The sequence below is a fragment of the Kribbella sp. NPDC050459 genome (assembly GCF_040655315.1).
In the GTDB taxonomy this organism is placed as follows: Bacteria; Actinomycetota; Actinomycetes; order Propionibacteriales; family Kribbellaceae; genus Kribbella.
The window spans coordinates 517,965-538,633 of sequence record NZ_JBFAJQ010000001.1 but is presented as its reverse complement, the minus strand read 5'-3'; the positions used below and the strand labels follow the sequence as shown (position 1 = coordinate 538,633).

Below are 20,669 nucleotides of genomic sequence, written 5' to 3'. Positions count from 1 at the left end.
CAGCACTCAGACGGTACTCAGATGGTCTTCAGACGCCTTCGACCGCCTCGACCCGCCCGGATCGAACCGCCGCGGCGAAGGCCTGGTAGTCCTGCTCGTTCTGGTCGGCGTAGCGCTCGGAGAAATCGGCGATCGACTGCTCGAACTCGTCGCGCTTGCCCAGGTAGGCGTCCAGCGCGACCGGATCACCGGAGCGGGCGTGTGCCCTGGCCAGGGTCCATCCGCAGATCCGGGCGTACAGGGTGAGACCGGTCGGGATCATCGCCTCGACATCGGCCGATCCCTTCATGTCGCGCAGTTGCCGCCAGTAGAAGTGCCGTTCGACGTCGAGACCCTTCGTCCACCCGAGGAAGATGTCGCTGGCGGCCTGCATCATCCGCTGGCCGTACACCACTCGCTCGCCGTGCTGCTTGTACCGGCTCCGCGGCAGGTGATCCTCCAGGACGGACCTCGTGGCCTCCTTGACCTGCAGGAAGAGCGGATCACCCTGGTCGCGGCCCTGCAGCAGACCGATGAACGCCCGGGTCCCGACGCTCCCGACCCCGACCACCTTGCGGGCGACGTCGACCAGTTCGAACCGCTCCAGCAGTTGACGCTGATCGTCGCGCAGCGTGGCCCGGTAGGCGCGGAACTGCTCGCGGAGTCCGCGCTCGACCTCGTCGCCGGACAGGCCGTAGGTGCTCTGCAGCTCCCGGATCGGGACCACGATCGGCGGCCGGCTGACGATCCGGTACCGTCCGTCGACCAGCTCACCGAGCTTCGACAACGCCTGCAGACTGTCCCGTGAGTGGGCCTTCGCGAGGGTCTTCACGCCCGTGGCCTCGGCCCGCTTGGCCACCTTCGCCTGCTTCGGGTGCTTGCCGGCCTTGGCCGCGGCCTTGCGCATCGCGGCCACCAGGTCTTCCTCGTCCAGGTGTGCGTACCAGATGTCCAGCGTGCCCATCTGCGCGAAGTCGGCCATCGCCTTACGGTACGCCGCCGCCGACACGAGCGTGACCGCGCGGGCATCCGCCGCGCTGAAGCCGTTGTTGCGCGCCGCGATCGTGAAGCTGGCCGCCATCCGCTTGACGTCGTACTCGAACGGCCCGGGCAGGGTCTCGTCGAAGTCGTTCAGATCGAACAGCAAATGCCGCTCGGGCGAGGCGAACGCCCCGAAGTTCGAGAGGTGGGCATCGCCGCACAGCTGGACGCCGAGACCGGCCGTCGGCGTGCCGTTCAGGTCGGCGGCCATGATCTTGGCCGCGCCGCGATAGAAGGTGAACGGCGACGCCAGCATCCGCCCGTGCCGGACCGGAACCAGGTCGGACTCGCGGGTCGTGTTCTGCTCCTCGAGCAGACCGACCGGGTCGGGCCGGTCAGCGGCCGGCTTCCAGCCGCTGTGGCTGGAGCGTGGCACCAGCTCTCGCGCCGCCTTGCCCCGGGCCCGGCGTTCTTCGATGTTCGGGTGCGGAACGCTCCTTCTTGGTGTCACCTGAGTCACCCCTCCCCTGGTGTCCTCCCTCGCTCTTCGATGACACCTGAGACGGGTCGCCGGGGAATCACCCCGCCCGGATGACCGGACCGGCCGGGCCTCCGGGCCCGGCCGGCGCGGTTGCGGCTTATTCCGCCTTCTTCTCCTCGGGCTTCGCGTCGACGCCGGCTTCCTTGCGCTGCTCCGGCGTGATCGGCGCCGGCGCCGCGGTCAGCGGGTCGAACCCGCCGCCGGACTTCGGGAACGCGATCACGTCGCGGATCGACTCGGTACCGGCCAGCAGCGCGGTGATCCGGTCCCAGCCGAACGCGATGCCGCCGTGCGGCGGCGCGCCGAACTTGAACGCGTCGAGCAGGAACCCGAACTTCTCGGTCGCCTCCTCGTCGCTGAGGCCCATCACCTTGAAGACGCGCTTCTGCACGTCCTCGCGATGGATACGGATCGAGCCGCCGCCGATCTCGTTGCCGTTGCAGACGATGTCGTACGCGTAGGCCAGCGCCGACCCCGGGTCGGTGTCGAACGTCGCCAGCGAGTCCGGCTTCGGCGACGTGAACGCGTGGTGCACGGCGGTCCACGCACCGGAGCCGACCGCGACGTCACCGGCCGCCGTCGCGTCGTCGGCCGGCTCGAACAGCGGCGCGTCCACGACCCAGACGAACGACCACGCCGACTCGTCGATCAGGCCGCCGCGACGGCCGATCTCCAGCCGGGCCGCGCCGAGCAGCGCCCGCGACGGCTTGATCGGGCCCGCGGCGAAGAAGATGCAGTCGCCCGGCTTCGCACCGACGTGGTCGGCGATCCCGGCGCGCTCCTCCTCGGACAGGTTCTTCGCGACCGGCCCGCCGAGCTCACCGTCCTGGCCGACGAGCACGTACGCCAGGCCGCGGGCGCCGCGCTGCTTGGCCCACTCCTGCCACGCGTCGAGCTGCTTGCGCGGCTGGTCGGCGCCGCCCGGCATCACGACCGCGCCGACGTACGGCGCCTGGAAGACCCGGAACGGCGTGTTCTTGAAGTACTCGGTGCACTCGACGAGCTCGAGGCCCATCCGCAGGTCCGGCTTGTCGGAGCCGAACCGCGCCATCGCCTCGCCGTACGTCATCCGCGGGATCGGCGTCTGCACGTCGTACCCGACGAGCTTCCACAGCGCGGTGAGGATCTCCTCCGACAGCGCGATGATGTCGTCCTGGTCGACGAAGCTCATCTCGATGTCGAGCTGGGTGAACTCGGGCTGCCGGTCGGCGCGGAAGTCCTCGTCGCGGTAGCAGCGGGCGATCTGGTAGTACCGCTCCATACCGGCCACCATCAGCAGCTGCTTGAACAGCTGCGGCGACTGCGGCAGCGCATACCAGCTGCCCGGCTGCAGGCGGGCCGGCACCACGAAGTCGCGGGCGCCCTCCGGCGTCGACCGGGTCAGCGTCGGCGTCTCGATCTCGACGAAGTCGTGCGCGGCCAGCACGTCGCGGGCGGCCTTGTTCACCTGGCTGCGCAGACGCAGTGCGGTGCCCGGACCCTGCCGGCGCAGGTCGAGGTAGCGGTACTTGAGCCGGATCTCCTCGTTCACCGGCGTCGCGTGGTGCTCCTCGACCGGGAACGGCAGCGGGGCCGCCTCGTTCAGCACCTCGACCTCGCTGGCGATGATCTCGATCTCGCCGGTCGGCAGGTTCGGGTTCGCGTTGCCCTCGGGGCGCGGCGACACCTCGCCGACGATCTTCAGGCAGTACTCCGACCGCAGGCCGTGCGCTGCCTCCTCGTCGCGGATCACGACCTGGACCGTGCCGGACGAGTCGCGCAGGTCGATGAACGCCACGCCGCCGTGATCGCGTCGCCGCGCCACCCAGCCCGCCAGAATCACCGTCTGCCCGGCGTGCTCGGCACGCAACGAGCCTGCGGAATGGGTACGGATCACGAGTTCTCCTTGTGCGTGTTGATGCTTGGTCGTAGGTCCTGTGCCGGCGGAGTCCAGGTCGCGGCGTCGGCCGGCACCTGCTCACCGCTGCGGATGTCCTTCACCTCAGGACCGTTGTCGGTGCTGAACCAGACGAACGGGATCCCCCGCCGATCCGCGAACTTGATCTGCTTGCCGAACTTGGCCGCGGCCGGCGCCACCTCGACCGCGATCCCCCGGGCCCGCAGGGCGATGGCGGTCCGCATGGCCTCGGCCCGGTCCTCCTCGGAGTTCAGCGCGATCAGCACAGCGGTCGGCGTCCGGCGGCTGGCCGTCAGCAAACCCTTGCTGATCAACCGGTGCACGAGCCGCGACACCCCGATCGAGATCCCGACGCCGGGGTACGTCGTTTTGCCGTCCGAGGCGAGCGAGTCGTACCGCCCGCCGGAGCAGATCGACCCGTACCCCTCGTCGCCGATCAGCTGCGTCTCGTAGACGGTGCCGGTGTAGTAGTCCAGGCCGCGCGCGATCTTCAGGTCCGCGACCAGCAGCCCCGGCGCGTGCTCGTTGGCGGCGTTCATGATCTGCGACAGCCGCTCGAGTCCCTCGTCGAGGATCTCGTGCTGCACCCCGAGCGCCCGCACCTGGTCGGCGAACGACGCGTCCGTCGACGAGATCTCCGCGAGCCGCAGGACCTGCTTGGCGGTCTCGGCGGACAGGCCCGCGGCGGTCAGCAGCTCGGTCACCTTGTCCGGGCCGATCTTGTCCAGCTTGTCGACGATCCGGAGCGTGCCGGTGATGTCGTCGATGCCGACGCCGCGGTAGAAGCCCTCCGGGATCTGCCGGGTGTTCACCTGGATCCGGAACGGCGGGATCGGCAGCTTCCGGAACGCGTCCGCGATCACCAGCGGCAGCTCGACCTCGTAGTGGAACGGCAGCTCGCCGCTGTCGATGATGTCGATGTCCGCCTGGGTGAACTCGCGGTACCGGCCCTCCTGCGGGCGCTCGCCGCGCCACACCTTCTGGATCTGGTAACGCCGGAACGGGAACACCAGCTTGCCGCTGTGCTCCAGGACGTAGCGGGCGAACGGCACCGTCAGGTCGAAGTGCAGCCCGAGGGCCGCGTCCTCGTCGGCGCCGGCCGCGAGCCGCCGGACGCCGTAGATCTCCTTGTCCGCGTCCTCGCCCTGGTTGGACAGCCGCTCGACCGGCTCGACCGCGCGGGTCTCGATCGACGCGAATCCGTGCAGCTCGAACGTCTCCCGGATCACGTCGAGGAACTCCTGCTCGACGATCCGGTCCTGCGGAAGGAATTCGGGGAACCCGCTCAGAGGGGTCACCTTGCTCATGGTTAGGGAATCTCCAGGTCCTGCAAGTAGGGGTTGGTCGCCTTCTCCCGGCCGATCGTGGTCTGGCCACCATGACCCGGCAGGACGACGATCTCGTCGCGCATCGGCAGGATCTTGGTGGCCAAGGTATGCAGCATCGCCGGATGGTCGCCCCCAGGCAGATCCGTCCGGCCGATCGACCCGGCGAACAACACGTCACCGGAGACCAGCACCGCGGGCACGTCCTCCGGCCCGTCGTACGGCGTGGTGAACGTGACCGACCCGCGGGTGTGGCCCGGGGTGTGGTCGACGGTGAGGTCCAGGCCCGCGAGCTCCAGGGACTGCCCGTCCTTCAGCTCGGCGACGTCGTCCGGCTCGGCGAACGCGTGGTTGCCGCCGAGCAGCATCCGCGCGGTCTCCGGGCTGATCCCGGCCATCGGGTCGGCCAGCAGGTGCCGGTCGTCGGGGTGGATCCAAGCGGTCGCGTCGTACGTCCCGCAGACCGGGAGGACCGAGAACATGTGGTCGATGTGACCGTGCGTGAGCAGCACCGCGACCGGCTTGAGCTTGTTCTCCCGGACCACCTGCTCGACGCCCGGGGCGGCGTCCATGCCCGGGTCGATCACGAGGCACTCCGCGCCCTGGCCGGTGGCGACGACGTAGCAGTTCGTACCCCACGACCCCGCGGGGAACCCGGCGATGAGCACGACTGACCTTCCTGGACCTGAGATCGGGACCCACCAAGGCTACCGGTCGGCAATCGCCGAGATCGAACCGGATTGTGACGCAACACCGTTGCGCCTGAGCTGGGAGTTTGTGATTGTTCAGGGATAAGCGTCGAGAAGGCAGCTCGACGCGCCCAGGCGGGCCCTGTTCGCACGGTTGGACCGGGGACTGACCAGAATGGGCACGAGCGCAGTGCATACCGCCGGAAGGGGCGAGTTGTGGCCGGAGAGAACTGGGGCCGGGTAGCCGAGGACGGAACGGTCTTCGTACGGACGAAGGACGGTGAACGGGCGGTCGGCCAGTGGCCGGACGCGAACCCCGAGGAGGCGCTCGCCTTCTACACCCGCCGGTACGACGCGCTGGCGTTCGAGGTGGAGCTGCTGGAGCAGCGCGTCCAGGCGGGCACGGTGTCCCCCGACGACGCCCGCGCCGCGGTCAAGAAGGTGACCGGCGCGATCGAGGACGCCCAGGCGGTCGGCGACCTGGACGGCCTGCAGACGCGGCTCGAGGCGCTCACCCCGCTGGTCGCGCAGCAGCGCGAGCGGCGCAAGGCCGAGCGGGCCGCGAAGGTCGAGGAAGCCCGCTCCGCGAAGACCAAGATCGCCACCGAGGCCGAGACCATCGCGGCCGGCACCGACTGGCGGCACGGCGTGACGCGGCTGCGTGAGCTGCTCGACGAATGGAAGGCCCTCCCCCGGCTCGACAAGTCGTCGGACGACGAGCTGTGGCACCGCTTCTCTTCCGCGCGCACGACGTACACCCGGCACCGCAAGCAGCACTTCGCCGAGCTGTCCTCCAAGCGCGAGGAGGCCGCCGTGGTGAAGGACCGGCTCGCCGCCGAGGCGGAGACGCTGGCCTCGTCGACCGAGTGGGGCCCGACGTCCGGGCGGTTCCGGGACCTGATGCGGCAGTGGAAGGCCGCCGGGCCGGCGCCGCGCGAGGTGGACGACAAACTATGGGCCCGGTTCCGGGCCGCGCAGGACCAGTTCTTCGGCGCGCGGGACGCCGTCCAGGCCGAGGAGAACGCCGAGCAGGTGGAGAACCTGCGGGCCAAGGAAGCGCTGCTGACCGAGATCGAGACCATCCTCCCGGTCGAGGACGCGCGGGTCGCCCGCGAGCAGCTCCGCGACTACCTGGACCGCTGGGACCAGATCGGCAAGGTGCCGCGCGACTCGATGCGCGCCGTCGACGGGCGCCTGCGGGCCGTCGAGCAGGCCGTGAAGGCGGCCGAGGACGAGGTCTGGAACCGCTCCAACCCGGAGGCACGCGCCCGCGCCGAGGCGACCGTCAAGCAGCTCCAGTCACTGATCGCGGACCTGGAGAAGCAGGCGGCCAAGTTCGAGTCCCAGGGCAACACCCGCAAGGCCACCGAAGCCCGCGAAGCCATCGCCGCCCGCCGCGAATGGCTGACCCAGGCCCAGAACGCCCTCACCGACTTCAGCTGAGCAACCAAACCCACGCAGCCGTCACGGGCAGGTGTGGGTGATGGATCTGGCGGTGGTGGCCTCGGTCGTGGTGATCGGGAGGGTGTACTTCGCGGCCACCCGGAGGTACTCGAGGACGTAGGTGCACCGGTAGGTGCGGTTGAGGGGGAGCCACTCCCCTGGGCCTTCGTCGCTCTTGGAGGCGTTGGAGGAGCCGTCCACCACCAGGAGGTTGGCGGACTCGTCGTTGGCGAAGTCGACTCGGCGTTGGGTGGGCCAGGTGGACGCGCCCATGTCCCAGGCGCGGGCCAGTGGGTAGATGTGGTCGATCTGGAGCTTGGACGCGTCGGCCTTGCGGAACTCGATGCGGCGGCCGGTGTACGGGTCGGACGTCAGGACCCCGGCGGTGACCACGCACTTGGTGTGGCCGCGATACTGAACGGCCGTCAGGCGTGCGGCCAGCATGTCGTTGCGGGTGTCGCAGCCGTTGTGGCCCCCGACGCCGGCGTGGTTGTCCGACCAGGTCTGGCCGAACCGGTCGCGTTGATAGCCAGGGACCTTCGGGCGGTTCGGGACGACTCGCACCTTCGCCAGCTCGGCGGTGATCAACTTCGCCGTACCGGTGGCGGGCGGGGCCGGTGTCGATTCGGTGCCTTCCACCGGGAGCGTGCAAGCGGTCAGAAACAGAACTGCCAGGGCGGCGAGCAGCGGGCGCATCAGGCGACCTTAGGGCAAGGCTGTGGACAACGTCCGGCAGGATCGCGGGGTTTCGACGATCCTGTCCGGATGCTCCCGGCCGACTTCCCGTACTACTTCTGCGGTCTCCCCTTCCGGCCTTACCAGGTAGGGCGAAAGCTCAAGTGGTTGCTCGGTCTTGGTGACATCCGCCCGGTGCTGAAGGGCGTGTACGTCGACCACCGCGTGCCGGACTCGCAGCAACTGCGGGCGGACGCGCTGCGGCTGCTGACGCCTCCGGAGGCGGTCGTGTGCGGCGCGGCCGCGGCCTGGCTGCACGGCATCGACACGACCGCGCTCGGGCCTGCCGAGCTCGTGGAAGCCCAGTGGACACGCGAAGCCGACGACACGGTGGAGGTATGCGGCCTACGCGTCCTGAGCCCGGTCGCGAGCGCCGTGGAGCTCGCGATGCGACTCCCGAGACCCTTCGCGCTGTCGGCCGTCGACGCATTCCTCCGCACCGGCAAGGCCGACCTCTGGGCGCTCCGCGCGGCCTCCGCCGAGTGCGAACGGCACGCGGGCTACCGGCAGGGCCAGGAGGTGCTGCGCTGGGCCGACCGTCGGGCGGCGTCTCCGGGCGAATCCTGGCTGCGGCTCCGGTTGATCGACGCCGGCTTCGGCCGGCCGGATCTGCAGGTGCCGGTCAACGGACCGCGGCGCACCTATCGGCTCGACCTCGGGTATCCGGATCGGCCGGTGGACGGGCGGCGGCTCGGGCTGGAGTACGACAGCGACGCCTGGCACTCGTCGACCAAGCAACAGCTGAAGGACGAAACCCGCCGCACCGAGCTCGAAGGTCTCGGCTGGCATGTCATCTCCGTGCGGCGCACCGACCTGTGGGGCTCGTACCCAGCCCTGGAACTCGCCGTCGGCGGCTTCCTCTGCCAGGAACCGCGCCTACCGCGGCGGTGGTGAGACGCGACGACATCGGCGGGTACGAGCGGACTGGGATAAAGTCGCAGCGGTCCGAGGGTGGGGTGGAGGGGTGTCGCCGTACGGGCGAAGCCTGGAGGGGGTTGTGGATATGACTGAAGAGGTGCCTCAAGAGGTCCAGGTTCGACGCTTGGGCAAGGAGGGAGCGGAGCTCGCCGTCTTCGAGTTCCAGGGCAAGCTGCGAGAGTTGATGATCTCCAGCCTCCGCGAGGGCTATCTGGCCACCGGGAACTATGTCCCGGACGCGAGGGCCGTCTCTCTGCAAGGTGCGCTGTCGCTGGCTGTCGCAGGCGCGGCGACGGGTGCGACCGCGCTGTCGGCAGCGTTCTCGTCGACGCTCTTCATGGCGACCGCGAACCCCGCCACGCTGATGACCGTGGGCAACGGCGTCGGCAGCGCCGTGATGGGAGCCGGTGGGATCGTGGGACAGGCGCCGTTCATCGCCGTGGCGAGCTCACTTCCGGTCGTGGCGCCGATCCTCGCGGTCCTGGCGCTCAACACGGCAGTGATGATGCAGCAGTTCAAGCAGGTCGATCGCAAGCTCGACACCATCAAGAGCGCGTTGGACAAGGCGATCGCCCGGAGCGAGGCGACGCACGCGGGCGAACTGCTCGCCGCCTCCAGGACCGTCGACGACGTCTACCGGCAGTACAGCCTCGAAGGCTCCTTCTCCAACGACATGCTCGTGCGCCTCGCGCTCGCGGAACGCGACGTGCGAGCACTGTCCGCCAGGTTCCGACGCCTTGTCGAAGCGCGCAGCGCGACGAACGTCGACGACCTCAAAGAGGTTCAGCAGGCGAACTACGACGCCCACAGCGCGATGCTCGCCTCGTTCGTGGAGCTCCGGGTCTCCTACCTCCGGGTCTGTGTCGACATGCAGGAGAACCCGAAATCAGTCACTTCCTCGATGGAACACCTGAAGGCGGTCATCGACGACGGGATCGTGTTCTGGCAGGAGTTGCAGGACCGCTCACGAGGGCTCAAGGACGAGATCGGTCAGCGCGAGGCGAAGCTCCAGGACATGAACTGGGCGACACGTAACCTCCCGGGCGGCGAGGGCGCCACGCTCGAGAAAGAGCTCGCGAAGCTCAAGGACGCTTTCACGGCGACGATGGAGAGCGAGCGGCAGATCATGAGCGAGTTCCATTCGCTCATCGAGTCCGCCCGAACGACTCGGAAGGCCCTCGAGACGTCGGGCCCGACGAACGGCGCCACCTCGCCGACCCTCGTCTACTGGAAGGACGAGGCCGGCGAGCATTCGTTCGTGACGGAGCAGAACCTCATCTCCTGATCGGCGCGTGCTCCCAGCCACCCGGTTCACCGATGGTTGGTGAACCGGGTGGTGTGGAACCCGCGCGCCCCGGCGGGGACATGGTGCCCTGGTGGCGACCAGTCCGGGGCGGCGGGATCGGCCCAGGTACCGACGGTCAGTCGTTGTACCGGCGGCGGGCCAGCAGGAGGAGAACCAGGCCGAGGACGCCGGTGGCTGCGGCGATCGCGGCGACGTGGTGGTTCGTGGACCGGGCAGTGGTTGCGGCGGTGGCTGAGGCTGTGGTTGAGGCTGTGGTCGAGGCGGTGGTGTCGTAGCCGCCGGCCATGCCGGACTCGTTGTACTGGGTGCCGGGGAGCTTGTCGGCGTAGCGGTGGGCAACCAGTTCTTGGTAGGCCGTGATCGTGATCGGCTTGGCGCCGATCGACTTGACGGCCGACTGGTTCAGCGGCCGTACCTGGGTTCCGGCAACGGCGTACCAGGCGCCGATCTGGGGTTCGGTGAACACGAGGGCACCGGCTGCGACCGACACCATGCGGGCCTCGGTGTTGCCGGAGGCCACGTTGACTGCGTGCCAGGCGCCGGTGTCGTCCGGGGCGGTGAAGACGGTCAACGTCCGGCCACCTTGTGCGGCGCTGGTTGCCGCGTACCAGAAGGTTGCCACGGGCGCCGATGCGTCGCGGACGAAGGCCGGGTTGAGCGCGTAGATCGGGTGCGTGTCCCGCGCGACACTCGCCGCGGCCTTCGCCGTACCGCCGGCCTTGCCCAGCAGGCTCAGCGCGTCCGACGACCTGGCGGCATCAGTTGCCTTGGACAACTCGCTCGGCGACACCGGCTGCGGACCCGCCGCGCCGGCCGGGCCGGAGGCCGCGAACGAGAACGCGAGACCGGCCGCAAGGACGGCGGCGCAGCGGAGCAGGAGGTTCTTCGGGCGGCGCATGTCAGGCTCCGATCCGGTACAGGGAGTGCGTCCAGGTGAACTGCGAGTTGGACCGGTACCAGGTGTAGGTCGAGTAGTTGTACCGCGGGTCGTCCGGCCACGGGTTGTAGTACTCGATCGTCGAGTCGGAGGCGTCGTACCCGATGATGTCCATCATGTGGCCGCCGCCCGACGTCCAGCCGATCCGCGTCATCACCGGGCGGCCGGCCGCGATCTCGGTGACGAGCGTGCTGAAGCTGAGCGTGGACGAGACGTAGCTGCCGGCGCTGATCCCGATCGTGCGGAACGCGCGCTGATCGTTCGCGAGCGTCGCCTGGTTGTTCGGGCAGGTCGCGTTCACGGCGTACCCGAAGGCCAGGTTGCAGAACTGGTTCTGCGAGTAGGAGCGTCCGTAGAACGCGGCGATGCTGTTGCCGCTCGCGGCCCAGCACCAGTTCGACTTCTGCTGGGCCTGGCCGGTGACGTTCAGGTAGTAGCTGCCGGGGGCGGCCGAGGCCGGCGGGGCGAGCGGTGCCAGCGTCGCCAGGCCGAGGATCGTGGCCAGGAGCAACGACCAGGTGCGGCTGGGGCGGGGCCTGCGCATGAGTCCTCCTTCGAGAGGTACTGCGGGGTGGGCGGAGTCCATCGTCGAGACGTCACCACCGCGCGGCAAGGACTCGGGACGCGGGCCGGACGGCGGTGTGAACGGCAGCTCCGCGTGAACAGCGGGTGACGAGCCAGTGCCGGACCGTGCTGTGAATGTTTACACTTCCCCAAAGGAGCGTGGACATGATCGATTCCACTGTCCCGGTGGTGACGCCGGAAGCGCCGTTCGCGGACGCGCTGCGGCAGGCGATCGCCCGGCGCGGCCTGGCCCTGAACCGGATCCGGACCCATCTCGCCGACCGCGGGCTGAACGTCGGTGTCGCCACTCTGAGCACCTGGCAGAGCGGCCGGCGGGTGCCGCGCGAGGACTCGCTGGCGATCGTGACGGCGCTCGAGGACCTGCTGGAGGTGCCGCCCGGCTGGCTCACCGTCCGGATCCCGCCGTCCCGGACCGATCCGTCGGCGACGCTGCAGCCGTACGCCGTGGTCGACTACGCCGAGGCCCTCACCAGGCTGCTGGACCGGCTCCGCCGCGACGCCCACGGACGGCTGCGCAACGTCACCGTTCTCGAGGAGGTCCGGCTCGGCCCGGACCGAAGCGCGCACCGGCGGCGCGTGACCCAGAGCGTGGTCGCCGTACAACCGGTGGACCGGCTCATCATCGCGCACCAGGGTGAGCCGGGCTGCGATGCCGAGCAGCTGACGCTCCGGGCGCTGAGTGGTTGCCGGACCGGCCGGATCGCGCGCTCCCCCGAGGCCGGCGCGCTGCTGGGCGAGCTGCTCCTCGACCGGGTTCTCGCGGTCGGTGAGACGGCCGTCGTGCACTACGAAGTCGAGGACCGCTCCGGGCTGCCGGCGACCGAGTACCAGCGGTTCAGTGAGTGGGGCGGGATGCATTACGTGCTGGAGGTGCAGTTCGATCGCGCCGCGCTCCCGGTCCGCGTCCACGAGATCCGCCGCTGCCACACCTCCGGCCCGAATCTCGTCCACCGCGAGTTGATGCTCACCCCCGACGGCCGCGTCCATGTCATCGAGGCGTCGGCCGACCCGGGCACGGTCGGCATCGAGTGGGAGTGGGACTAGAACCTGAGACCGGAAGTGGTCCGCTGGGACCTGCTGCTGCAGGGCTCAGGTTGCCGGTTCCGGTCGCAGGTCGGCGGGCTCAGGCGCGGAAGCCGGCGTGGATGTGGTCGTGGTGGGTGCGGTCGGAGAAGTACGCCGGACCGGAGAGTTGGTACGGGCCGCCGACGTTGTAGGAGCCGAGCGCTTCGGTGGCGCGCATGTACGCCGTGACCAGTGAGCGGGGCGTGCCAGGGTCGACGACCGCGCGGCCGTCGATCTGCCAGGTGTCGAAGGCGCGGCCGCGCGGATGGTCGCTCGGGCGGTCGGTGCCGAACACGTTGATCGGGTGGCCGGAGCGAATGACGCTGACGCCGATCCGGTACGTCTGGGCAAGCTCGAGCATCGCGGCCAGCACGCTCTGGTGGACCTGACCGGAGCGGATGTCCGCGGCGGAGGCGGGTGGTAGCGCGATCCGCGCGTTGTTCAGCACCTGTCGTGCAGCCGGCGACAGCTGCGTCGTCGCCTTTCCCGGCTGTGCGGGATGCATCGCGGTTACCCGCCAGGTCCCCCGCGTCTTGGTGAGCCGTACGTCGACGGTGGTGCCGCCGGTCGCCACCTGGCTGTCCGCGAGGGTGAAGACGCGGCAGGGTACGAGGACGCTGGCGGTGTCGCTCAGGATCCCGCCGTACTGCGCGTCGATCACCTCCACCACACCGCGGGTGTCCCGCGGCCGCACCAACTCCACCACCGCCGCCACCGCGGCCCGCTTCGCCGCAGGCTCGATCTCCCCGGGACCAGGCGCCCAGGACCGCACCCTCGGCAGAACGATCTCACGCGGCGTCCCTGACGCCGGACCGCTCGACGGGGCGCTCGACGACGGGCCGCTCGGCGTTGGGGTGCTCGGCGTTGGGGTGCTCGACGACGGGCCGCTCGGCGACGGGGTGCTCGGCGTGCCCGCCGACGAGCCGGTGCCTGACGGAACCGATGTACCACTCGCCTGTCCGCCGGACGACGCGCTGCAGCCGGCCAGCACCCCCACGCCGGCAAGCAACAACCCACGCCGCCCGAAACCGCTCATACCCGCAGTCTGCCCGCCCTCACAAACAGAGCCGGCAATCCGTGTAATCACCCAGGAACAACCCGTGCCGGAGGCACCGCCTGAACGCCGCATCCTCCGGAGCCGGATCCCACATCCGCGCCGGCTCGACCGGCCCCACCGGCGGCCGGTAGTCCCGCACCAGCCGCTCGTACTCCGCCAGATACACGTCGACGAACGGCGGCTCGTACGACAGCAGCTCCCACCCGAACCGCGTCCGAGCCAACTCGATCACCCGGAGCAGGAACGCCCGCTCGTCCGCCCACTCGGCCGACCACGGCAGCTCGTCCAGGTCGAAGCCGTCGTTGCCCGACCCGATCCGCGCATTGCACACCAGCAACGCGAAGCCGCGCTCGAACCCGGTCCTGGCGAGCTCGCACGCGGCCGGCGCGAGCACATCCAGGAAGACCGCGGCCGCGCCGTTCGACAGCCTCAGCCCCGGTCCGCCGGCCGAACCGCCGAACCAGTCCCCACGGCCTACTGCGTGACGCGGTAGACGTCGAAGACGCCCTCGACGGAGCGGACGGCCTTCAGGACGTGGCCCAGGTGGGTCGGGTCGCCCATCTCGAAGGTGAAGCGGGACTTGGCGATCCGGTCGCGGGTTGTGGTGAGGGCCGCGGACAGGATGTTCACGTGGTAGTCCGACAGCACCCGGGTGATGTCCGACAGCAGCCGCGCCCGGTCCAGCGCCTCGACCTGGATCGCGACCAGGAAGACGGACTGGGCGGTCGGCGCCCACTCGACCTCGACGATCCGCTCGGGCTGGGTCTTCAGGTTCTCAACGTTCGCGCAGTCGGCGCGGTGCACCGAGACGCCCGCGCCGCGGGTGATCCAGCCGATGATCTCGTCGCCGGGCACCGGCGTACAGCACCGGGCCAGCTTCGACAGCACGTCGGTCGCGCCCTTGACGATGACACCGGCGTCGCCGCGTGCGGTCCGCTTCCGGCGCTCGCGGGACTGCGGCAGCCGCAGGCCCTCGGCCAGGTCCTCGGCCGCGCCCTCCTCACCGCCGTACGTCTCGATGAGGCGCCGGACGACCGCCTGCGCGCTCACGTGCTGCTCGCCGACGGCGGCGTACAGCCCGGTCACGTCCGGGTAGCGCAGCGAGTTCGCGACCGCGGTCAGGGTCTCGTGCGACAGCAGGCGCTGCAGCGGCAGACCCTCCTTGCGGAGCTGCTTCGCGATCGCGTCCTTGCCGTGCTCGATCGCCTCGTCGCGGCGCTCCTTGGAGAACCAGTGCTTGATCTTGTTCCGCGCGCGCGGGCTCTTGACGAATGTCAGCCAGTCGCGCGACGGCCCCGCGCCCTGCGCCTTCGAGGTGAACACCTCGACGACGTCGCCGTTCTCCAGGGTGCTCTCCAGCGGCACCAGCCGCCCGTTGACCCGGGCGCCGATGCAGCGGTGCCCCACCTCGGTGTGCACGGCGTAGGCGAAGTCGACCGGGGACGACCCGGTCGGCAGCGACATCACGTCACCGCGCGGGGTGAAGACGTAGACCTCGGCGTTGTTGATCTCGAACCGCAGCGAGTCGAGGAACTCCGACGGGTCGGAGGTCTCCCGCTGCCAGTCGACCAGCTGCCGCACCCAGGGCATGTCGTTCGGCCCGCCGATGTCGGTGCTCGGCGCGGCCGGCGCGACCGACGTCGGGTCCTCCTTGTACTTCCAGTGCGCGGCGATGCCGTACTCCGCGCGGCGGTGCATCGCGAACGACCGGATCTGCAGCTCCACCGGCTTGCCCTGCGGGCCGATCACCGTGGTGTGCAGCGACTGGTACATGTTGAACTTCGGCATCGCGATGTAGTCCTTGAACCGGCCGGGGACCGGGTTCCACCGCGCGTGCATGATGCCGAGCGCCGCGTAGCAGTCGCGGACCGACTCGACCAGGACCCGGATGCCGACCAGGTCGTAGATATCGCCGAACTCGCGGCCGCGGACGATCATCTTCTGGTAGATCGAGTAGTAGTGCTTCGGCCGGCCGGTGACGGTGGCCTTCACCTTCGCCGAACGCAGGTCCTCGTGCACCTGGTCGATCACGGTCGCCAGGTACTCGTCGCGGGACGGTGCGCGCTCGGCGACCAGGCGGACGATCTCGTCGTACACCTTCGGGTGCAGGGTTGAGAACGCCAGGTCCTCGAGCTCCCACTTGATCGTGTTCATACCGAGCCGGTGGGCCAGCGGGGCGTAGATCTCCAGCGTCTCGCGAGCGATCCGCTCCTGCTTCTCCTGGCGCAGCGAGCCGAGCGTGCGCATGTTGTGCAGCCGGTCGGACAGCTTGATCACCAGCACCCGGATGTCCTTGGACATCGCGACGACCATCTTGCGGATGGTCTCGGCCTGCGCCGACTCGCCGTAGCGGACCTTGTCCAGCTTGGTGACGCCGTCGACCAGCATGGCGATCTCTTCGCCGAAGTCGCGGGTCAGGTCCTCCACCGTGTACGGCGTGTCCTCGACGGTGTCGTGCAGCAGCGCGGCGCACAGCGTGGTCGCGGTCATGCCGAGCTCGGCGAGGATGGTGGCGACGGCGAGCGGATGCGTGATGTAGGCGTCGCCGCTCTTGCGCATCTGGCCGGTGTGGTACTTCTCCGCGGTCCGGTAGGCGCGCTCGATCATGCCGAGATCGGCCTTCGGGTGGGTCGCGCGGACCACCCGGAACAGCGGCTCGAGCATCGGCGCCCGGTTCGGGTGCCGGGTGCCGCCGAGGCGGGCGAGCCGGGCACGGACCCGGGCCGGCGCGATCCGCGGCGGCTGGGTCGCGGGCGGCTGGGGCACCGGCGCCGGGCGCACCGGTGACGGCGCGCGCGGAGGCTCCTGCGGTCCTGCGTTCGGTACCGCAGATGTCATCGCCGGGTCTTCGCCCACGTTGTGTCCCTCCGCCGACAGAGCACCAGTCTAGAGGCCCGCGTCCAACCAGGCCGAACCGCCTGTGGACAACACGCCGAGTCAGCTCGCGGCGACGGAGAGTTTGCCCGAATTCAGACCGTGACGAGGGAGTTGACGGTCTCGCCCTCGAGGCGTTCGCGGCCCGGGAGGAAGGAGAGTTCGAGCAGGACCGTCGTCCCGAGGACCTCGGCGCCGCAGCGCCGGATCAGCCGCAGACAGGCCTCGACGGTGCCGCCGGTGGCCAGGACGTCGTCGATGACGAGCACGCGGTCACCAGGAGCGAACGCGTCCTGATGCACTTCGATCGTCGCCTCGCCGTACTCCAGCGCGTACGACTCCTCGTAGGTCGCCGCCGGCAGCTTGCCCTTCTTCCGCACCGGCACGAATCCGGCGCCGAGCGCGAGCGCGACCGGAGCGGCCAGGATGAAGCCGCGGGCCTCGATCCCGACCACCTTGTCGACCACCGGGGTGCCGTCGTCGTCCTTGCCGGCCGCCGCCAGCGCCTCCACCACCTGGGTGAAGCCGGTGTGGTCGGCCAGCAGCGGGGTGATGTCCTTGAACACCACCCCCGCCTGCGGGTAGTCCGGGATGTCGCGAATGCCGTCGGTGAGAACCTGCTCGAGCGACCGCATCACTTACCGCGCTTCGACCGCGGCTTGCGCGTCGGCTGCGGCCGGCCCGCCGCAGCCGCCTTCATCGGCCGCGACGACGGCGTCGGGGCCGCACCGGTCGTCCGGTCCGCCTTCCGCGGCGTGTCCTGGACGGCGGAACGGGTCGCCCCCGCACCTGCCGGCACGGCCACCGGAGCGGCCGCGGCGGCAGCGGTCTGCGCCTTCTTCGCGGTGACGCGCTTGCGCAGCGCCTGCATCCCCGGCTCACGCTCCTTGAAGACCGCGAGCAGCGACGGCGCGATGAAGATCGACGAGTACGCACCGACGGCGATACCGACGAACAGCGCCAGCGACAGGTCCTTGAGCGGGCCGGTGCCGAGCACCCACGTACCGACGACCAGGATCGCGCCCACCGGCAACAGCGCGGTGACCGTGGTGTTGATCGAGCGGACCACGGTCTGGTTGACGGCGAGGTTGGTCGCGTCCGAGTACGTGTAGCGGTTCGACCCGGTGATACCGCGGGTGTTCTCGCGGACCTTGTCGAACACCACGACCGTGTCGTACAGCGAGTAACCGAGGATGGTCAGAACGCCGATCACGGTCGCCGGCGTGACGTCAAAACCGATCAGCGCGTACAGGCCGACGGTGATCGTGACGTCGTGCACCAGCGCGATGATCGCGGCCAGCGACGCCTTGGGTTCGCGGAAGTACACCCAGATCACGAAGAAGACCAGGCCGAGGAACACCGCCAGCGCCAGGATCGCCTTGTCGGCGATCTGCTTGCCCCAGGAGGCGCCGATCTGCTGCGAGGTGACTTGGTCGGCCGGGAGGCCGGCCTCCTTGGCGATCGCCGCGCGGACGACGCCGATGTCGTTCTGGGCCAGCGGCTTGGTCTGGACCCGGACCTTCTCGTTGTTGATCGTGGTCACGACCGGGTCGCCGAGGTCCTTGGCGTTGGTCGCCTTCACGGCGTCGCTGAAGTCCTGCACCGTGCTGTCGGTGACCTTGACCTTCGCCTCGTACTCGACGCCGCCCTTGAACTCGATCCCGAGCGCCAGGCCGCGGGTGAACAGGCCGGCCAGCGAGATGATGACCAGCACCGCCGAGAGGCTGAACCAGAACTTGCGGTGACCGACGAAGTCGTAGGAGACCTCGCCGCGGTGCAGCTTGGCACCGATCTGTCCGAGCTTCGACATCAGACCTCCCCTCCGACCGGCTTGCGCGTGGACGGCGTCTTCCGCGGCCGGGCCGTCGGTTTCGTCTGTCCGGGCAGTCGTTCGACGCCCAGATGTTCCGGATCGAGTCCGGACAGCTTGTGCCCGTGGCCGAAGAAGTCGGTCCGGGCGAGCAGCGTGACCAGCGGCTTGGTGAACAGGAAGACCACGACCAGGTCGATCAACGTGGTCAGGCCGAGCGTGAACGCGAAGCCGCGGACGCTGCCGATCGCCAGTACGTAGAGCACCAGCGCGGCGAGCAGCGAGATCGAGTCGGCCGCGATGATCGTGTGCTTGGCGCGGGCCCAGCCGGTCTCCACCGACGACCGCAGGCTGCGGCCCTCACGGACCTCGTCGCGGAGTCGTTCGAAGTAGATGATGAACGAGTCCGCGGTGATACCGACGGCCACGATCAGACCGGCGATACCGGCCAGCGTCAGCGTGAACCCGATCGCCTTGCCGAGCAGGATCACCAGCGATCCGGTGAGGACGGCGGCGACGCCGAGCGACAGGACCACGACGATGCCGAGGCCGCGGTAGTACAGGAAGCAGAACACGACGACGAGCGCGAGACCGGCGAGACCGGCCCAGATACCCGCGGAGAGCTGGTCGCCGCCGAGCTGCGGCGACACCGTCTCGACCGAGGAGATGTCGAACTTGACCGGCAGCGCGCCGTACTTCAGCACGTTCGCCAGGTCGCGGGCCTCGGCCTCGGTGAAGGTACCGGTGATCTGCGCCTGGCCGCCCGGGATCGGGTTCTCCACGCTCGGCGTCGAGATGGTCTCGCCGTCCAGCACGATCGCGAACAGGTTCTGGCCCTGGCCGCGCTTCGAGATCGCGGTGGTCGCCTTCAGGAACTTGTCGCCGCCCTCGCCGGTGAACTTCAGGTTCACCTGCCACTGCAGGCCGTTCTGCGGGATCCCGGCGGAGGCGTCCGACAGGTCGGTGCCCTTCATGATCGCCGGGCCGAGCAGGTACTTGTAGGTGCCCTGGCGGTCACAGGAGAAGATCGGCTTGTTCGGGTCGTCGACCTGCTTGTCGCCGCACTTGAACGTCGCGAACGCCGCCTGGGTGGCCGCGTCCGGCGTGTAGTTCAGCGGGTCGCCGGCGACCGCCGGGGTCGACGGCGTCGCCGATGGCTTCGCGCTCGGTGTCGCGGACGGCGTGCTGGGCTTGGGGGTCGGCGTCGGCGTCGCCTCACCGAGCGCGCTGCTCCAGGCCCGGCCCTTCGGCGAGCTGGGCGTGGTGCTCGGCTTGATCGTGGCGCTGGGCTTCGGCGTCGTGGTCGCCTTCGGCGTGGTGGTCGGCTTCGGCGTCGTCGACGGGGTGGTCGACGGCGTCGGCTGCGGCGCCGCGGCCTGCGCGTCGTACACCATCCGGAAGTACAGCAGGGCGGTCTGGCCGACCTGCGACACCAGGGATTCCTTCGTGGCGCCCGGGACGGCCACGTTGATGTGGTTCGCCCCGGAGGTGGTGATGTCGGACTCGGCGACACCCGCACCGTTGACCCGCTGGCCGATGATGTTCTTCGCCTCGTTCAGCTGCTCGGCGGTCACCTTGCCGCTGCCGTCGATCGTGCTGGCGGTCAGCGTGATGGTGGTGCCGCCCCGGAGGTCCAGCCCGAGCTTGGGCTTCCAGGTCTTGGTCAGCGCCATGATCCCGAACAGCAGAACCACGACCACCAGCAAGCCGATCAGGCTCCGCCCGGGGCGGGATGTCGAAGTCGTTGCCACGTCAGTTTCAACCTTTGTACTTCTGGGCGCGCCGCACCGTCTGGTGGACGCCGAACGCCGCGCCGCAGGCCGTTGTGGGGAAGGAGATCAGTTCTCGGTGTGCGTCGGCGGCAGCTTCGGCGCGTCCTGCACCTTGCCGTCGGCCTTCTCGCCGGCCTTGCCCGCGTCCGGTACGTCGACCTTCGCAGCGTCGTCGGCCTCGTCGGTGACAACCGTCGTGGCGGCCGGGGCCTCGTCGGCAGCCACAGGCGCCTCGACCTCGTCGGCGGCGGCGTCCTCGTCCGGGATCACCCGGCCGATCGCGGCCTTGACCACCTGGACCAGCACACCTTCGGAGATCTCCAGCGTCACGTAGTCGTCGTCCGTCTCCTCGACGATGCCGACCAGGCCGCTGGTGGTGATCACCTTGGTGCCGGGCGAGAGCGCAGCGACCGTGTCGGCCTGACGCTGACGCTGTTTCTTCTGCGACCGGCTCATGAACCAGATCATTCCGACGATCAGGATCAGCGGCAGCAGCAGCGTGATGCCACCGCCCCCGGAGGAGGCCATCGGTACGGCGAGGAGTTGCATCGGGTCTCAGAATCCTTCGTCGGGTCGGTTGTCGGAGTGCCCTGCACGAATGCGCAGGTCGGAGCGGACGGCCTGGAGGTCAGGCCACCGGGGAGTCTAACCCTGAGCGTCCACAACTACCTCATGACACCGGGTCACGTTTGAGTTACTCACCACGTCCACGTCACGCAGTGTCTACGTTCCGGCGCCGGTCGGTGTTCCCCGGA

At 69.6% G+C, this 20,669-nt stretch carries 18 protein-coding genes; 4 read left to right on the top strand and 14 right to left on the bottom strand.

The window, feature by feature from the left end; translation table 11 throughout:
- Window positions 1-28: 28 nt before the first annotated feature.
- The 4 genes from AB0I12_RS02525 to AB0I12_RS02510 all read right to left on the bottom strand — a co-directional run bounded on the left by AB0I12_RS02525 (window position 29) and on the right by AB0I12_RS02510 (window position 5,391).
- Window positions 29-1,471 (bottom strand): DUF2252 domain-containing protein, encoded by a 1,443-nt coding sequence (locus AB0I12_RS02525; RefSeq protein WP_359923470.1) that lies wholly within the window; start codon window positions 1,469-1,471, stop codon window positions 29-31.
- A gap of 127 nt (window positions 1,472-1,598) precedes the next feature.
- Window positions 1,599-3,377 carry an aspartate--tRNA ligase gene (gene aspS, locus AB0I12_RS02520; RefSeq protein ID WP_359923467.1) on the bottom strand — a complete coding sequence of 593 codons (1,779 nt, stop codon included), beginning with the start codon at window positions 3,375-3,377 and terminating at the stop codon, window positions 1,599-1,601.
- Window positions 3,374-4,705 carry a histidine--tRNA ligase gene (hisS, locus tag AB0I12_RS02515; protein WP_359923465.1) on the bottom strand — a complete coding sequence of 444 codons (1,332 nt, stop codon included), beginning with the start codon at window positions 4,703-4,705 and terminating at the stop codon, window positions 3,374-3,376. Before hisS ends, aspS begins: the two co-directional genes overlap by 4 nt.
- A 2-nt stretch (window positions 4,706-4,707) precedes the next feature.
- Window positions 4,708-5,391 carry an MBL fold metallo-hydrolase gene (locus AB0I12_RS02510; protein WP_359923462.1) on the bottom strand — a complete coding sequence of 228 codons (684 nt, stop codon included), beginning with the start codon at window positions 5,389-5,391 and terminating at the stop codon, window positions 4,708-4,710.
- A gap of 237 nt (window positions 5,392-5,628) precedes the next feature.
- On the opposite strand from AB0I12_RS02510, the gene AB0I12_RS02505 reads away from it, so the two are divergent.
- Window positions 5,629-6,855, top strand: a complete 1,227-nt coding sequence (locus AB0I12_RS02505; protein WP_359923459.1) for a DUF349 domain-containing protein — start codon at window positions 5,629-5,631, stop codon at window positions 6,853-6,855.
- 21 nt (window positions 6,856-6,876) lie between these two features.
- Here AB0I12_RS02505 and AB0I12_RS02500 read toward each other — a convergent pair whose 3' ends face one another.
- Window positions 6,877-7,551 carry an HNH endonuclease family protein gene (locus AB0I12_RS02500; RefSeq protein ID WP_359923457.1) on the bottom strand — a complete coding sequence of 225 codons (675 nt, stop codon included), beginning with the start codon at window positions 7,549-7,551 and terminating at the stop codon, window positions 6,877-6,879.
- Window positions 7,552-7,620: 69 nt separating this feature from the next.
- Between AB0I12_RS02500 and AB0I12_RS02495 the strand changes: the two genes are divergently transcribed.
- Both AB0I12_RS02495 and AB0I12_RS02490 read left to right on the top strand, forming a co-directional pair.
- On the top strand, window positions 7,621-8,484 hold the full coding sequence (locus AB0I12_RS02495; RefSeq protein ID WP_359923454.1) for a hypothetical protein: 864 nt from the start codon (window positions 7,621-7,623) through the stop codon (window positions 8,482-8,484).
- A gap of 148 nt (window positions 8,485-8,632) precedes the next feature.
- Entirely contained in the window at window positions 8,633-9,793 is a 1,161-nt protein-coding gene (locus AB0I12_RS02490; RefSeq protein WP_359923452.1) for a hypothetical protein, read from the top strand.
- A gap of 136 nt (window positions 9,794-9,929) precedes the next feature.
- Here the strand turns inward: AB0I12_RS02490 and AB0I12_RS02485 are convergent, their stop codons facing one another.
- Window positions 9,930-10,712: a hypothetical protein gene (locus AB0I12_RS02485; RefSeq protein ID WP_359923449.1), complete on the bottom strand. Its 783-nt coding sequence runs from the start codon at window positions 10,710-10,712 to the stop codon at window positions 9,930-9,932.
- A 1-nt stretch (window position 10,713) separates the two neighbouring features.
- Window positions 10,714-11,295 carry a papain-like cysteine protease family protein gene (locus tag AB0I12_RS02480; RefSeq protein WP_359923447.1) on the bottom strand — a complete coding sequence of 194 codons (582 nt, stop codon included), beginning with the start codon at window positions 11,293-11,295 and terminating at the stop codon, window positions 10,714-10,716.
- Between the two features lie 185 nt (window positions 11,296-11,480).
- On the opposite strand from AB0I12_RS02480, the gene AB0I12_RS02475 reads away from it, so the two are divergent.
- Window positions 11,481-12,380 carry a hypothetical protein gene (locus AB0I12_RS02475; RefSeq protein WP_359923444.1) on the top strand — a complete coding sequence of 300 codons (900 nt, stop codon included), beginning with the start codon at window positions 11,481-11,483 and terminating at the stop codon, window positions 12,378-12,380.
- A gap of 79 nt (window positions 12,381-12,459) precedes the next feature.
- On the opposite strand, the gene AB0I12_RS02470 is transcribed toward AB0I12_RS02475, so the two are convergent.
- The 7 genes from AB0I12_RS02470 to yajC form a co-directional block, all read right to left on the bottom strand.
- The gene (locus AB0I12_RS02470) at window positions 12,460-13,437 is read right to left on the bottom strand and encodes a hypothetical protein (protein WP_359923441.1); all 978 of its coding nucleotides are present in this window, start codon (window positions 13,435-13,437) and stop codon (window positions 12,460-12,462) included.
- Window positions 13,438-13,456: 19 nt separating this feature from the next.
- On the bottom strand, window positions 13,457-13,852 hold the full coding sequence (locus tag AB0I12_RS02465; protein WP_359923439.1) for a hypothetical protein: 396 nt from the start codon (window positions 13,850-13,852) through the stop codon (window positions 13,457-13,459).
- 80 nt (window positions 13,853-13,932) lie between these two features.
- Entirely contained in the window at window positions 13,933-16,122 is a 2,190-nt protein-coding gene (locus tag AB0I12_RS02460) for a bifunctional (p)ppGpp synthetase/guanosine-3',5'-bis(diphosphate) 3'-pyrophosphohydrolase (protein WP_359925111.1), read from the bottom strand.
- Between the two features lie 305 nt (window positions 16,123-16,427).
- The gene (locus AB0I12_RS02455) at window positions 16,428-16,967 is read right to left on the bottom strand and encodes an adenine phosphoribosyltransferase (protein WP_359923437.1); all 540 of its coding nucleotides are present in this window, start codon (window positions 16,965-16,967) and stop codon (window positions 16,428-16,430) included.
- Window positions 16,967-18,142 (bottom strand): protein translocase subunit SecF, encoded by a 1,176-nt coding sequence (secF, locus tag AB0I12_RS02450; protein WP_359923434.1) that lies wholly within the window; start codon window positions 18,140-18,142, stop codon window positions 16,967-16,969. The genes AB0I12_RS02455 and secF overlap by 1 nt, the downstream gene beginning before the upstream one ends.
- Window positions 18,142-19,893, bottom strand: coding sequence for a protein translocase subunit SecD (gene secD, locus AB0I12_RS02445; RefSeq protein ID WP_359923431.1), 1,752 nt, complete (start codon window positions 19,891-19,893; stop codon window positions 18,142-18,144). Before secD ends, secF begins: the two co-directional genes overlap by 1 nt.
- Before the next feature lie 87 nt (window positions 19,894-19,980).
- The gene (gene yajC / locus AB0I12_RS02440; protein WP_359923428.1) at window positions 19,981-20,463 is read right to left on the bottom strand and encodes a preprotein translocase subunit YajC; all 483 of its coding nucleotides are present in this window, start codon (window positions 20,461-20,463) and stop codon (window positions 19,981-19,983) included.
- Window positions 20,464-20,669: the final 206 nt, after the last annotated feature.

Excerpts from the sequence above, each read along its gene's own strand:
- AB0I12_RS02500 (WP_359923457.1), bottom strand. The coding sequence starts at position 7,551 with ATGCGCCCGCTGCTCGCCGCCCTGGCAGTTCTGTTTCTGACCGCTTGC.
- AB0I12_RS02460 (WP_359925111.1), bottom strand. The coding sequence starts at position 16,122 with ATGCTCGAGCCGCTGTTCCGGGTGGTCCGCGCGACCCACCCGAAGGCC.
- secF (WP_359923434.1), bottom strand. The coding sequence starts at position 18,142 with ATGTCGAAGCTCGGACAGATCGGTGCCAAGCTGCACCGCGGCGAGGTC.
- AB0I12_RS02455 (WP_359923437.1), bottom strand. The coding sequence starts at position 16,967 with ATGCGGTCGCTCGAGCAGGTTCTCACCGACGGCATTCGCGACATCCCG.
- hisS (WP_359923465.1), bottom strand. The coding sequence starts at position 4,705 with ATGAGCAAGGTGACCCCTCTGAGCGGGTTCCCCGAATTCCTTCCGCAG.
- AB0I12_RS02480 (WP_359923447.1), bottom strand. The coding sequence starts at position 11,295 with ATGCGCAGGCCCCGCCCCAGCCGCACCTGGTCGTTGCTCCTGGCCACG.
- AB0I12_RS02475 (WP_359923444.1), top strand. The coding sequence starts at position 11,481 with ATGATCGATTCCACTGTCCCGGTGGTGACGCCGGAAGCGCCGTTCGCG.
- AB0I12_RS02485 (WP_359923449.1), bottom strand. The coding sequence starts at position 10,712 with ATGCGCCGCCCGAAGAACCTCCTGCTCCGCTGCGCCGCCGTCCTTGCG.
- AB0I12_RS02470 (WP_359923441.1), bottom strand. The coding sequence starts at position 13,437 with ATGAGCGGTTTCGGGCGGCGTGGGTTGTTGCTTGCCGGCGTGGGGGTG.
- AB0I12_RS02495 (WP_359923454.1), top strand. The coding sequence starts at position 7,621 with ATGCTCCCGGCCGACTTCCCGTACTACTTCTGCGGTCTCCCCTTCCGG.
- yajC (WP_359923428.1), bottom strand. The coding sequence starts at position 20,463 with ATGCAACTCCTCGCCGTACCGATGGCCTCCTCCGGGGGCGGTGGCATC.